The organism is Moellerella wisconsensis (assembly GCF_022592395.1).
Taxonomy (GTDB): domain Bacteria; phylum Pseudomonadota; class Gammaproteobacteria; order Enterobacterales; family Enterobacteriaceae; genus Moellerella; species Moellerella wisconsensis.
In genome coordinates, this window is the sequence record NZ_CP093242.1 from 148944 (window position 1) to 163123 (window position 14180).

General features: G+C 37.1%; 10 protein-coding genes. 3 read left to right on the forward strand and 7 right to left on the reverse strand.

All coding sequences use genetic code 11. The annotated features are described in order from the left end of the window. Positions 1-17 precede the first annotated feature (17 nt). Positions 18-719, reverse strand: coding sequence for a fimbrial biogenesis chaperone (locus MNY66_RS00635; RefSeq protein ID WP_241501239.1), 702 nt, complete (start codon positions 717-719; stop codon positions 18-20). A 72-nt stretch (positions 720-791) separates the two neighbouring features. Continuing rightward, entirely contained in the window at positions 792-1373 is a 582-nt protein-coding gene (locus tag MNY66_RS00640; protein ID WP_047257188.1) for a fimbrial protein, read from the reverse strand. A gap of 1506 nt (positions 1374-2879) precedes the next feature. Here MNY66_RS00640 and alr point away from each other — a divergent pair. Further along, on the forward strand, positions 2880-4103 hold the full coding sequence (gene alr, locus MNY66_RS00645; RefSeq protein ID WP_241501240.1) for an alanine racemase: 1224 nt from the start codon (positions 2880-2882) through the stop codon (positions 4101-4103). Between the two features lie 108 nt (positions 4104-4211). Here alr and phrB read toward each other — a convergent pair whose 3' ends face one another. Beyond that, a complete protein-coding gene (gene phrB, locus MNY66_RS00650) occupies positions 4212-5666 on the reverse strand; it encodes a deoxyribodipyrimidine photo-lyase (RefSeq protein WP_241501241.1) in 1455 nt (484 codons plus the stop codon). Positions 5667-5693: 27 nt separating this feature from the next. Then, positions 5694-7196, reverse strand: a complete 1503-nt coding sequence (gene proP, locus MNY66_RS00655; RefSeq protein WP_047255961.1) for a glycine betaine/L-proline transporter ProP — start codon at positions 7194-7196, stop codon at positions 5694-5696. A gap of 1090 nt (positions 7197-8286) precedes the next feature. Here proP and MNY66_RS00660 point away from each other — a divergent pair. Next, complete coding sequence (locus MNY66_RS00660; protein ID WP_047255962.1) at positions 8287-9258, forward strand: LysR substrate-binding domain-containing protein; 972 nt, start codon at positions 8287-8289, stop codon at positions 9256-9258. Between the two features lie 74 nt (positions 9259-9332). Here the strand turns inward: MNY66_RS00660 and MNY66_RS00665 are convergent, their stop codons facing one another. From MNY66_RS00665 to MNY66_RS00675, 3 genes are read right to left on the reverse strand one after another with little or no spacing between them, the layout of a single operon-like run. Beyond that, on the reverse strand, positions 9333-10511 hold the full coding sequence (locus tag MNY66_RS00665; protein ID WP_047255963.1) for a M20 metallopeptidase family protein: 1179 nt from the start codon (positions 10509-10511) through the stop codon (positions 9333-9335). After that, a complete protein-coding gene (locus MNY66_RS00670) occupies positions 10511-10960 on the reverse strand; it encodes a hypothetical protein (RefSeq protein ID WP_047255964.1) in 450 nt (149 codons plus the stop codon). The genes MNY66_RS00665 and MNY66_RS00670 overlap by 1 nt, the downstream gene beginning before the upstream one ends. Beyond that, on the reverse strand, positions 10957-11778 hold the full coding sequence (locus MNY66_RS00675; protein WP_047255965.1) for a DUF3100 domain-containing protein: 822 nt from the start codon (positions 11776-11778) through the stop codon (positions 10957-10959). Before MNY66_RS00675 ends, MNY66_RS00670 begins: the two co-directional genes overlap by 4 nt. Positions 11779-12396: 618 nt before the next feature. Here MNY66_RS00675 and poxB point away from each other — a divergent pair. Further along, positions 12397-14121, forward strand: a complete 1725-nt coding sequence (gene poxB / locus MNY66_RS00680; protein ID WP_047255966.1) for a ubiquinone-dependent pyruvate dehydrogenase — start codon at positions 12397-12399, stop codon at positions 14119-14121. The last annotated feature ends 59 nt before the right edge of the window (positions 14122-14180 follow it).

The following is a 14180-nucleotide window of genomic DNA, read 5'->3' on the forward strand; positions in this document are numbered from 1 at the left end:
TATTGTTTGAGTTAGAATTAATCGACAGATATATTGAGATCTTCAGTTGCACCGTAATCATTAACAATAGTTAATATGGCGATTTTATTCTGACTATTAAATGGTTTTTTTAATGATAAATTAAATTGAGAATAAGGCGCTATCATCGTTCCTTCTTCTAATAAATTAGGCGTATTTTTATTTTCTTTTAAGGCTAAAACATTTAAATAATAAGGTGTATTGTTATTAATTGTTGCTTGGTGGCTATTAAGTAACAATTTAGTATGCACTGCTAATTTTTCAATCGAAAAAGGTAGATTCTGTGGCCGATAAAAGAGTTTGATCCGCGAGCGAATAGCAATTTGCATCATGTTTTTATCCTGCACCGTTTCATCAATTGGCGGAATATCTAATATATTTAAATAAAAGAGAGATTCTTTATCTTTGGCCAAAGATTGACCGATAAATTTAATCCGTAATTGTTGCCCGCTATTAGCTTCAACTTTGACAACTGGCGGTGTCAGTATAAAAGGTACTTTTGCCGTTTCAGGTGTAGATTCAGGATTACCATCATCTAACCATGCCTGAACTAGCGCAGGTTGAGTCCCCGTATTCTGTAATTGTGCGGTAATTTCTTTACTTCCCTCAGGATAAATAATACGAGTCGAATGAATAATAATATTTGCCTGTGTATAGAATGAGAAAAGTGAGAATAGACATAATGCGAGGATTTTTTTCATGATGTTTTATGGCTTAGATGAAATAGATAAATTAGAGATCCGGGTAATAATAAATTACCCGGAAATAGGATATTACATATATGACAAGCTATAAGTTACCATGGTTGTAATTTTACCTGCATCTGCTGCTGCTGCGCTTGGTTTATAATATTGAGCATAAAAACGAACTGGAGTTACACCCTTAGTGCTTGCAGTAATATCACTAACTGCAAATGCTTTATGTAAATTTATTGGATTACTCTCACCTTGCTTAACAATTGCTATACCGATATTTTTGACGTTACCATTGGCATCTTTTTCATTGCTTTGCAGGAATTGACCTGTGCTATCAATTTTATTTGATGAAAAATTAATATTTAATGCTTTAGAGCCTGCATCTAGACTTTCGCTATTAGAGAAGCTGCAGTTAGAGAATTCTAATGAGAATGCCTCTTTACCATCTTCAATTAAACCTTGTGATTTTGCTTGTTCTACAGTAATTGGTGCTAATGCGATAGTTAAATCGTTTGAATTACCACCATTAATAGTACAAGTTGTATCAGTGATCATTCCTTGAAAGTTAATCACACCACCAGAGGCTTTATCTGCGGCTAATACGGGTGAAACAGCGAATATTAATGCAACAGTTGCAGATAAAACTAATTTATTATTCATTTTCTTCTCCGAGAAGATATATATTTATTACCGGTGTAAATATGCTGTCTGGTATTTACTTAATACATAAGTGAGTCTGTATTAATTAAATCCAGTTTAAGTTTATTAAGATTATTTGTTTTTTAGATGCTAATAATTAGAAAGTGTCTGTGTGAATTTTTATCTCGATTAAAGTTAGCTTTTGGGGTTCAAGATAGAAAGAAATAAATTCTTACTGGTTTGAGTGAGGTTTATTATACGCATAATAAACCTTTTAAATAGGGGGATATATTATTAAAAATTAAATATTGATCTAGATTAAGAAAACATATCACAGATAAAGTAAACTAGACTAAATATGTACCTTATAAACATTTTAATTTGTCATTGTGGGAATTTTAAGGTTTTAATATACAAATGTTCATTATTCTACGTGTTACAAGCTTGTAAACTCCAGTCAAACAAAATATGTTACAGACAATATATAATATAAATATCATATAGTTAAATATATTATACCTAATATGATAATCGGTGAATAAATTCGCACTAGTTAATGTTGATAATGATTATCACTATTAATTTGCCTCTTATTGAAATAAATAACCTTTAAGTTAATAAAAACCATTGTTTTATTTTAATTGTTAAAATTAGTTATTCAATTTAATTTATTATTTAGTAATAATTTATTAACAATTTTCTGAGTGGGGAATGAAAGATTGAATATATTTTAGAGTAAAAGATCGACAATAAATTATTTTACTTATTACAGTGATAGATATTTTCTATTTTTACTTAATCAGCAATAGCCACATTTAAATAATGGGTAATATTATAGTTAATTTAATTGTGTTGAATGTATTGATTATTAAGCAAGTATTGTACTTAATCATATTTTTAATCTTTAGATTTTAAAACTGATCATATTGGCTAAATCGAATATAATAATCAGATATATAGCCAATGAATTAAAAATTATCAGTGACTTTATTCTGACTAACAAATTTGGTTGTTTTTGTCTATCTTCAGCCCAAATTTTCCAAATAAATCCTGATTTATAATTGTTCGATTCAGTGAGATCGTACATTACAGTGGTTGTTTCTGCACCCATGGCCCTATATAAATAAAATCGACTTGCAGAATAACGTTCATTTTATAGCTCCAGTAATGTGAGATGAAAGAACAATAAAAATGACTTTAGTAATAGAAATTACAATAAGTAATTATCTAATATTATTCTGAAAAATATTTATCTTTGGTCGAATATATTGCCTTTTGGTTGTTTATATAGAGATTGATTTTACTTTTTTTATCTAAAATAAACGGATTAACTATATCAAATAGCGCAGGTTATTATTGAGGTTTAATAAAATACCGATATCACGTAGACTGGTGATCAGTTAGGTTTTTATCTTTGTTTATAATGCCTTACATATTGTGACATAGATTTGTTTATGCTGCATTCACCTGTTTAATCATAAAATAATTGATTAACGTATACCTCTCACGATTATTTAAGGAAATAAGATGGCTTCTCGTTTTCGCTATCTTGCATTATTGCCTTTATTAACCATTTCGGCTTGTCAACAGCCGGTTAATTATACTGTACCTGTAATTAAAGAAGCACAAATACAGCCTGCTGTAGTTAATAATTCATGGATTGAAATATCTCGCAGCGCTCTCGACTTTAATATTAAAAAAGTACAGTCACTATTAGCGAATAAGTCTTCGCTATGTGCGATCCTCAAAGGTGATGCTTATGGGCATGACCTTTCATTAGTGACACCAATGATGATTGAGAATAATGTCGAATGTATCGGTGTGACGAATAACCAAGAGTTTAAAACCGTTCGTGATTTAGGTTTCAAAGGTCGTTTAGTTCGTGTGCGTAATGCCACTGAATTAGAGATGAGCCAAGCGACAAATTATCAGGTTGAAGAACTGATTGGTAATTTGCAGATGGCACAGACGCTGGACGCCATTGCTGCACAGCAAAATAAAACCCTGCCTATTCATTTGGCGCTGAATTCAGGGGGGATGTCGCGTAATGGACTGGATGTGAGTGAGGCGACTGGTTTAAATGAAGCGCGAGCGATTTCACAGTTACCGCACTTAAAAATTGTCGGCATTATGTCGCATTATCCTGAAGAAGATCCTGATAATGTCAGAGTTTCTCTCGCACGCTTTAATCAACAATCGAAGCAAGTATTAGCCGTTACTGGGTTAGCCCGAAAAGATGTTACCTTGCATATTGCAAATACTTTTGCCACGCTGACAGTGCCTGAATCTTGGCTCGATATGGTTCGAGTTGGTGGAATATTTTACGGTGATACGATAGCCAGTGATGATTATCAGCGTGTGATGACGTTTAAATCTAATATTGCGGCGATTAATCATTACCCGCAGGGAAATACCGTCGGTTATGATCGCACTTATATACTGAAGCGAGATTCGGTATTAGCTAATATTCCACTGGGGTATGCGGATGGCTATCGCCGTGTATTTAGCAATACAGGGCATGCATTGATCAATGGGCAGCGGGTTCCGGTATTAGGAAAGACCTCGATGAATACAGTTATGGTTGATGTTACTGATTTAAAACAGGTTAATCCGGGCGATGAAGTAGTATTTTTCGGTAAGCAAGGTGATGCTGAAATTACGGCAACTGAGGTCGAGGATATCAGTGGAGCATTATTTACTGAGATGTCTATTCTGTGGGGGGCGACGAATAAACGCATCTTAGTTGATTAGCGATTAATAGTAAATGCGGGTTATTTTACAGAAAGTTAATAACTCGCATTATATAGTTAGCATAAAATACCAAGCTAAATTCTTACAAAAAATAGCATAAATGATAGATTAATTTTCATCATGAAATTGTTGATTTTTTGCTCGCTCAAAGGCTTCTAGGGTTATTTTACGCGCCTCACTATGATCGACGATAGGCTGCGGATAATCGAGAATAACCTTCTGGCTATCAGCCCATTCATGAGGAGTATGAATATATTTATCGGGCACACGCTGTAATTCGGGGATCCACTGGCGAATAAATTTACCTTGGGGATCAAATTTTTTTCCTTGCGTCGTCGGGTTAAAGATACGGAACCATGGCGATGCATCGGTACCTGTCGATGCTGACCACTGCCAGCCGCCATTATTGGCCGCAAAATTACCATCAATCAACTGACGCATAAAATATTCTTCGCCTTCTCGCCAATTAATTAATAAATCTTTGACCAAGAAACTAGCGCTGATCATGCGTAAACGATTATGCATCCAGCCTGTAGTATTCATTTGGCGCATAGCAGCATCGACAATCGGATAACCCGTTTTTCCCTGTTGCCAAGCGAGTAAATGCGTAGAGTCAGATGACCACGCCAGATTTTTTGTCCATGCAATGAAGGGCTTATTGCGGCATAAATCGGGAAAAGCGACGATTAAATGGTGGTAAAACTCCCGCCAAATAAGCTCATTTAGCCAACTAAAGGCATCACCGTCAGATGAATCAAAGGTATTTGGATTCTCGAGCAATAGACGATTAATGCATTGACGTGGAGACAGTACTCCAATAGCTAAGTAGGCGGATAAACGGCTAGTACCTTCGACGGAAGGAATATCGCGTTGTTGGGCATACTGCTTAACGTTTTGCTGACAAAAATGGCGTAATTTTTGTAATGCTGCTTTTTCGCCAGCTGGATAATTCGAGCCTAAATCAATATTCTGATGAGCAAATAAAGGTTTATCCGATTCAAGATTAAGGGGTTCACCGCGCGGTGTTGGGGCCGGATAGGATGAATATCCATGCTGCTGCAATTGAGGCAAAAATGCGCGCCTAAAGGGAGTATAAACCTGATACATTTCGCCTTTTTGATTACGCACAGCTCCCGGTGGTAATAACAGAAAATCATCAAATGCTTCAATAACTAATTGATGGTAATGCTGTTGCAACCATTGATCTCTGAGCTGTTCATTGAGTTCATATTGGCGATTAAAAAATAGAGTTGAGATATTTTGTTGCTGACAAAATTGCACCAGCCAATCAGTCGAAGCCTTAAAATCTGTGCTGGTATGACACACTAAAGGGATACCTAGCGTGGCTAATTTGTATCGCAGTGCAGATAAATTTTGATGGATAAAACTGATTTGTCGTTCGGCAAGATGATGTGCTTGCCATTGTGCCGGGGTGGCAATAAAAATGGCAAGCACTTCGGCGTCAGGATCAGTACAGGCAGCGGTCAGTGCCTTATTATCGGTCACTCGAAGATCGTGGCGGAACCACACCAGATGACGTTTTTTAGCGGTTGGTTCTGCCATTATCACTCCTATACTGTTATTACATGATTAATCCAGTTTTGGATGTTGATCAATCAATGTCTGACGTTTTTTCTCAAGTTCAGTGATTTGTTCATTAATATCTTCAACTTTCTGTTCGATATTATCAAAATGTTCACTCAATATCTCTTTGGCTTCAGCTCTATCTGATGCGGCTGGTGTTGCACCTTTGAGTGGTTTATTGGCTGTTTCAGGCATTTTAATCCCTGTCCATAGACCCACTAACGCGATGACCATCAGATAAAATGCTGGAGTGTATAGGTTTTGAGTTGATTCAACTAACCATGCAGCGACGGTTGGTGTTGCACCAGCAACCAATACTGAGATATTAAAAGCGATAGCTAATGCACTATAACGGATTTGGGTCGGGAAAATTGATGGCAAAATCGATGCCATAACCCCAGTAAAACAGTTTAGTAATACCGCTAAAATTAATAATCCAACAAAGATTAAGCCTACAGAGCCGCTATTAATCAGCATAAACGAAGGATAAGCTAAGAATAACAAGCCGATACTTCCTATCAGAACAAATGGACGACGTCCAATTTTATCACTTGCTAAACCGATTAGAGGCTGAACAAATAGCATCCCAAGCATAATAGCAATGATGATTAATACACCATGATCAGCTGAATAGTTCAGGTTATGTGACAAGTAACTTGGCATATAGGTTAGCAACATATAGTAAGTTACGTTAGTTGCGATAACCAAGCCGACACAGGTTAACAGACTTTTCCAGTGTTTGATGGCGACTTCACGGAACGAGATTTTTGGTGGATTCTGAATATTTTCTTTATCTTGTTTGGCTAAAGCTTCAACATGTTGTTGGAAGGCTGGTGTTTCTTCCAACGCATGACGCAGGTAAAGACCAATAACCCCCAAAGGCAATGCTAAGAAGAATGGAATTCTCCATCCCCATTCATGAAAGTTTTCTTCACCGACAATGCTTGAAATTAAAACGACGACGCCCGCACCAAGTACGAAGCCGGCAATCGAACCGAAGTCAAGCCAGCTTCCCATAAATCCACGTTTACGGTCTGGAGAATATTCAGCAACAAAGATAGCTGCCCCGGAGTATTCACCCCCGACAGAGAATCCTTGGGCTAATTTTGCCAGTAATAATAGAATAGGTGCCCAGATACCGATAGTGGCATAGCCGGGGATCAAACCAATACAGAAGGTACTGACAGACATAATTATAATGGTGACGGCCAATACTTTTTGGCGACCATATTTATCACCCAGTATCCCGAATACCACGCCACCTAATGGGCGGACTAAAAACGGAACAGAGAAGGTAGCTAATGCCGCAATCATCTGTATACCTGGTGATACGTCTGGGAAGAATACTTGGCCTAATACATAGGCAAGGAATCCGTAAACCCCGAAGTCAAACCATTCCATCGCATTACCTAATGCTGCGGCGGTAATGGCTTTTTTTAGTTTACTATCATCAATAATCGTAATGTCATTGATATTTAGCGGTTTATTTCTTTTTTTCCTGAGTCTCATAGAACCATCCTCTCAATTAATCCGGATATTTTTTTGTATGGATTAATAAATATTATCTGTGGGATATCCGTTATACGACAAAGCGTCTATTGATTGACTGACCTTAGCCATTCCACAACTGCAAATCTCAGTATTATTTATAATTTAACTATTTCTTAACTATTCTTTTTTTTTATAAACATGATTTATATGTTTATTGAAAAATTGAATAATTTTAGTTATTCCTCTGAGTTAGTTATCAAATTATGAACATTACTATATAACAACTATTAAATAGAATAGACAAGAAATTGTATTTTGCAGAATATTTTTGACATAAAAGCTATCTATTTTTTGTCATTTCATGATGTGAAATGTCTTAGAGCTAATAAATCTTAAATTAGGCGTTAGTACCTATTTGTCGATGAATAAACCAGTCATTTTATGCTGCGGCTAGCGCGTTGGGATATAGCAGGTGGGTATAACTGGCAAACAGAACAAGTTAATACGGCATGGTTAGATATAGGCTGTTTAGAAAACAAACGTGATTCCTCATTAATGTAAAACATATTACTAGCATATTATAATATCGGAAAAATGTAAAATTGGCGATTTTTTATAGGGGTAATTCCAAATTTCTTAGCGTTTTAATTTGGTAATTCGAAGTAACAATTAGATTAATATAGACAGTAATAAATTAATAAAATTCAGTATGTTAAAAAAAATGATAATTTATACTGGATGACTTTATTAGTCTCGCCGAGTCGTTAAAAAATTCATAGTGTGATGATGAAGATACTTTAAGTAAAAAAAGAAAAATTATTAAAATTGCTGCTAGCGTAATCAATGTTTCATGAGGCTATTTGTGCTATAAAATAGCGGATACAAATCAATCCCCTTAATACATCTGTTTCTCTGAGATATAGCTTATAACTAACTGGCTATTATTCGGTTATCTCGAATTATTTGATTGAAATATCTGCATTGATATTTTTAGTGGCAGATGGATTATTTAAGGGAGGTAAAATATGATTAGGAATATTATTAAAATATTGTTTTTATTGGTCTTTTTTAGTTTCCGACTATTTTAAAATCTGGGGCATCAACAGCAATGAATATTAATCAGCTTAAAAGCTTTGTTGAGGTCGTGAAGAATGACTTCAATATTACCAATACCGCAGAAAAACTTTACACATCTCAGCCGACCATTAGTAAACAATTAAAAATATTGGAAGATGAGCTTAATCTTTCATTATTTAATCGTAAAAATAATAATTTGATCTCGTTGAGCGAAAAAGGCGAGCAGGTACATAAAGTTGCCAGTGAAATTATCGCACAATTAGAAAAAATAAAAAGTATTGTGACTGAAGACGATGTAGGTCAAAAAATAAACTTAAATATTGCGACTACTCATACCCAGATCCGTTATAAACTGCCAGAAGTTATCGACAAGTTTAAAGCATTATATCCTAATGTATCATTGCATTTTCACCAAGGTGCTCCAGCGCAGATGGCTGAAATGGTTAAGAATGGAGATGTTGATTTTGCGATAGCGACCGAATCTATGCATCTGTATGAAGATTTAATTATTTTACCTTGTTATCGTTGGACGCGGAGTGTAGTGGTGCCTCATGAGCATCCATTAACGCAGCTAGAACATATCACGATTGAAGATTTAGCAGCTTATCCTTTAATTACTTATGTTTTTGGTTTCAATGGACGCTCAAAACTGGATAAAGTATTTTATCAGCACAATTTAACGCCGAATATTGCGCTAACCGCAACAGATACTGAGATTATTAAGTATTATGTGAAGCGCGGGATTGGTATTGGGGTAATTGCGACGGTCGCCTTTGATGAGAGTGATCAAGATACGCTAACCTGTATCAATATTGATCATTTAGTCCAGCCAAGTTATACCCATATTTGTTTAAATAAACATACCCATCTAAAAGATTATATGTACGAGTTTATTTCGTTGTATGCGCCACATATTGATAAAAATACCATTCAATTAAGTGAACAACTACAGCCAGTCAGTCATCCTGCAGAAACTTATCAGTCGTTGCCATTACTTAGTTAAGCTTATCAAGCTGATATAAAAAACCTCCGTGCAGTTTAAAACTGCCGGAGGTTTTTTTATGCACTGACAGTGTCTTATCGGGTGACCAAATTAACGAAAATCTGTGCACCTACCAGCAAGCAATCATCATCGACAAAATAAGGATTAGCATGCAGATAATTGTTAATTCCCTTACTTTTGTTTCCGCTGCCTAAGAAGAATAATCCACCAACACGATCTTTTGTGGCATTGATCATGTAGCTGAAGTCTTCACTGCCAGTCATCGGTTTACCTTGCGAATCAATGTTCTCTGCCGGTAAGAATTTACTGGCTGCCGCGAGGATTTCAGCATGGGCTTTTTGGTGATTTTCAATAGCGGGATAGCCAGCATATTCGAGGGTTGTTTTAAAGCCACCGGCTTCACTACGAGCGACAATTTCGTTAAAACTAGCTTTGAGAATCGCATCGGTATTTTCGTCCATCGCGCGGATAGTACCACGAGCTTGAACATAATCGGCGATAGCATTAGGAATAGTTCCGCCATTAATCATGCCACAGCCAAATACCGCTGGGCTGAAAGGGTCGGTTTTTTTGGCAACAATATAGTCCATGTAGTCGATTAATCGCGTCGTTTCCCGAATAGCATCTAAGCCTTTATGTGGAGTGGAGCCATGCGCAGAAACACCGCGGACGGTCAGAGTCCAAGCTGAGCCCCAAGAAGACATGACACCCGCATTAAAGCGAATGCAGCCAGTTTCTATCGCTCCATCGTTATGTAATGCGTAAACCTCATCGACGCCATCCATACATCCGAGTTCAACCATTTTATCCGCACCCGGAATGCGCATATCCTCTTCTGCCATTTGGAAAATAAAACGCACATTATGGCTCATTTCATGCTGATGCTCGGCCAGATATTTTGCCGCAGTCAGCGCAATGGTCATATGGGTATCGTGACCACAATTATGCGCGCAACCTTCATGGGTTGAACTGAACTCATTATTGGTCATATCCGGCATTTCTAAGCCGTCCATATCCGCACGAATTGCAATGAGTGGTTTGCTAGGGTCGATAATTAAATTGGCCGTAAATCCGGTAAAACCATCATAAGTGGTAATTTCATAGCCAAAACTAGACATCAGGTCACGGCAATATTTCGATGTTTTAAATTCTTCGCCTGATAGCTCAGGGATTTGATGTAAATCCTGTCGTGTTTTTTTACTGAAGCTATTTAATTTAAATAGCTCTTCACTGACGTTATATAAATTATTCACTAGATGACTCCCTGAAGACTAAATCCGATTTGAGCAACAATTGATGCGCCAAAGAAACAGCATGTGGAAACAATCATAAAAATTAAGATAACTTTCCATGACATTTTCTTCAACTCTTCTAATTGCCCACCAACAGATAACCCAGCAAAAGCTAATAATGGAACACAGCAAGATAAGAAAGAAACTTTACCAATGGAATCAATAAAGAATTCTCTTACCGGTGTTTCTGGTAAACAAATAAGAATGCCGATAATTGTCGCATAGGCAAATGCGGGTAATGAGGATGGCAAATAATGCTTAGCAACGAGTGATACAAATACCACCAAAGACATCGCAATAAAGCTATCCCACATATTATAAATAGCAATCCCTGATGTTAGCGTTTGAGTAAACATAGCCAGTACAATAGCTAGGAATACAAATTTCATATCTATTATTATATTTTTCATACGGTTTTCTCTTTATTGAAAATTTTATAAATCTTCTCTGAAAGAGGGAGACCCAGATATGTCAGTGAAAGAGCACCCAAAGCAGAAGATAATAAATTTGATGCTGCGGCCACACTTAATACTTGCTGTGCGAGAGTTTCATCTAACCCATTAATTAATGCACCTGATGCGGCACTAAGCATTGAACCAGAACCTACGCCAGATCCCGCAGCTAGTGCTAGAGGATGTAAACCCGTCAATGGTGCGATACTGCCTAATACGCTGAACCATAAAGTACCAATAACTGAACCACAGAGATAAATAGCGAGAACACCAATATATTCTTGTGAACCGGTACCAAATTTATTTTGAATAACAGCGATGGATGGCTCACGGCTAATCGAAGAACAAGCCCCTATTGCTCTGCGCCCAAAACCAAATTTAATTGCTAGTGGTACCGCGATCAATACAGGTAATAAATTACCGATTTCTTGCACAAATAATGGAATACCAACGCTGAGGATCATTTTAAGATTCGGGACAATCATCCCCGCATATTGAGTACCCAGAATTAATAAACTAAAGCCAACCATTTTCCCGCAGAAACTTTCTTCTTTATTTGTAAATAGTTTTCCCCAGATTTTAATTTTTTTGCGTAAGATACCTGCTGACATTACCATGCCGAGAATGACTGCAAATAACATTGGCAAAATAGGTATGACTGCAATGCCTATTTTAATTTCTTTTTTCCCAATAACATATTGTGAAATAAAAATTAAGAATAAGACTGACAGAACGCTGACGATGAATATCTTCATCGGGCTTCTATTATTCTCCATTCTTTTTCTCCAGTGATTTTATAATAATTAAATTTGTATGTACCCAAGAAACCATAATTCTAAATATAACAACGAGGTGAAAAATGACCTCTATATTGTAGGGGATATATTCCCTGTTATAGCGTGATGTAGGTCATACTTGTTCCATACCTGTTTTTCATGGTGGATGCGTTAATATTATTGATGAAAGTATAATCTAATTAATTTGAACGATAGATATTGATAAAGTATGAGCAACTTCGCTATTAATTGGGAAGATTTAAATAGTTGACAATTTATCAATAATGAGTAAAAAATAACCCTAGGTCATATTATAGAAATATGATACAAAAAATCTTACTTATCCTAATGTTAATCTCTTCTTTAGATAATTTCCGAGCATTATCTCGTTCTAGTCAATCAGCATCAGTTGCCAGTATAAACTGTCATTTTAATTGACTACTATATACATATGCTACTTCAAGCAGCTAGATGCTGTGTTATTGACTTTGGGTTATAGCGACGAAGTTATTGAAGTAAAAGATATAATTTGCAGGGCATTTCACTGCGGTGATATTTTATGTGGTGGTCTGTATCAATGCCCTAGTTTACTTTCTCCGATGGTAAAAAGAGTATGTTATGAAAAAACAGACAGTAGCATCTTATGTGGCCAAAATTCTTGATAATGCGGGCGTTAAACGCATTTGGGGCGTAACTGGTGATTCCCTTAATGGGCTCAGTGACAGTCTTCGCCGTTTGGGAACGATTGAATGGCTAGGAACGCGTCATGAAGAAGTGGCGGCATTTGCTGCCGGTGCAGAAGCACAATTAACCGGTGAACTTGCGGTGTGTGCGGGATCTTGTGGGCCGGGCAACATGCATTTAATCAACGGATTGTATGATTGCCATCGTAATCGTGTGCCGGTATTGGCGATTGCTGCTCATATTCCTTCCAGTGAAATTGGGACTAATTATTTTCAGGAAACCCATCCTCAAGAGCTATTTCGCGAATGTAGCCATTATTGTGAGATGGTTACTAATCCCGATCAAATTGCCCAAGTTCTGGGTATTGCGATGCGTAAAGCTATTTTAGAGCGCGGTGTTTCTGTGGTTGTTCTTCCTGGGGATATTGCTTTACAAGCTGCGCCAGAAGATGCTCATGAAGCTTGGTATCAGCCTCAAGCACCTATTATTATTCCTCAGAATAGTGAAATAGAAAAATTAGCGCAGTTATTGAATGATTCAAAAAATATCACCTTAATGTGCGGTAATGGCTGTGCGGGCGCGCATGCAGAAGTAATGGCGTTAGCAGAGACGTTAAAAGCACCGATTGTGCACGCCTTGCGTGGTAAAGAGCATATAGAGTGGGATAATCCATATAGCGTTGGTATGACAGGATTAATAGGATTTTCATCAGGTTATCAGGCTATGATGAACGCGGATACCTTAGTACTGTTAGGTACTCAGTTCCCTTATCGCGCCTTTTATCCAACCGATGCTAAAATTATTCAAATTGATATTAATGCTGGTAGCTTGGGCTCACATTGCCATCTTGATATGGGATTGATTGGCGATATCAAAACCACATTAACAGCATTACAACCGCAGCTAACCGCCAAGCAAGATACACACCATTTAGAAAAAGCGCTGAAACATTATACGGAAGCACGAGCAGATCTAGACTCTCTGGCAAAACCGGGAAATGAAGGATTGATCCATCCGCAGTTTGTCGCGAAAAAAATAAGTGAGCTAGCTAACGATGATGCGATCTTCACTTGTGACGTGGGAACACCGACAGTTTGGGCTGCACGTTATCTAAAAATGAATGGTAAACGCCGTTTATTAGGCTCGTTCAATCATGGCTCGATGGCAAATGCGATGCCTCAAGCTATTGGTGCGCAATCTGTCGATCGTGATCGCCAGGTGATTGCTATGAGTGGTGATGGCGGATTTACTATGCTGATGGGTGACTTTTTATCGTTAGCTCAAATGCAATTGCCGGTTAAAGTGGTTATTTTTAATAACAGCGTCTTAGGTTTCGTAGCGATGGAAATGAAAGCAGGCGGTTATTTGACGGATGGCACAGATTTGCATAATCCAGATTTTGCTGCAGTGGCAAATGCTGCGGGTATCAAAGGCATTCGAATTGAAAAGAGCGAAGATTTAGAGGCTGGATTGAAAGAAGCTTTTGCTCATGATGGCCCAGTAATTGTTGATGTGGTTACGGCAAAACAAGAGTTGTCAATGCCGCCAGAAATCAATTTCCAACAAGCTAAAGGATTTAGCCTGTACATGATGAAAGCGATCATCAATGGCCGTGGTGATGAAATTTTAGAACTAGCTAAAACAAATTGGCTACGTTAATAGTCTAAAATAGCAGTTATTTATTCAATACATCTAAGCCGTGGGTATTAACTACTCAC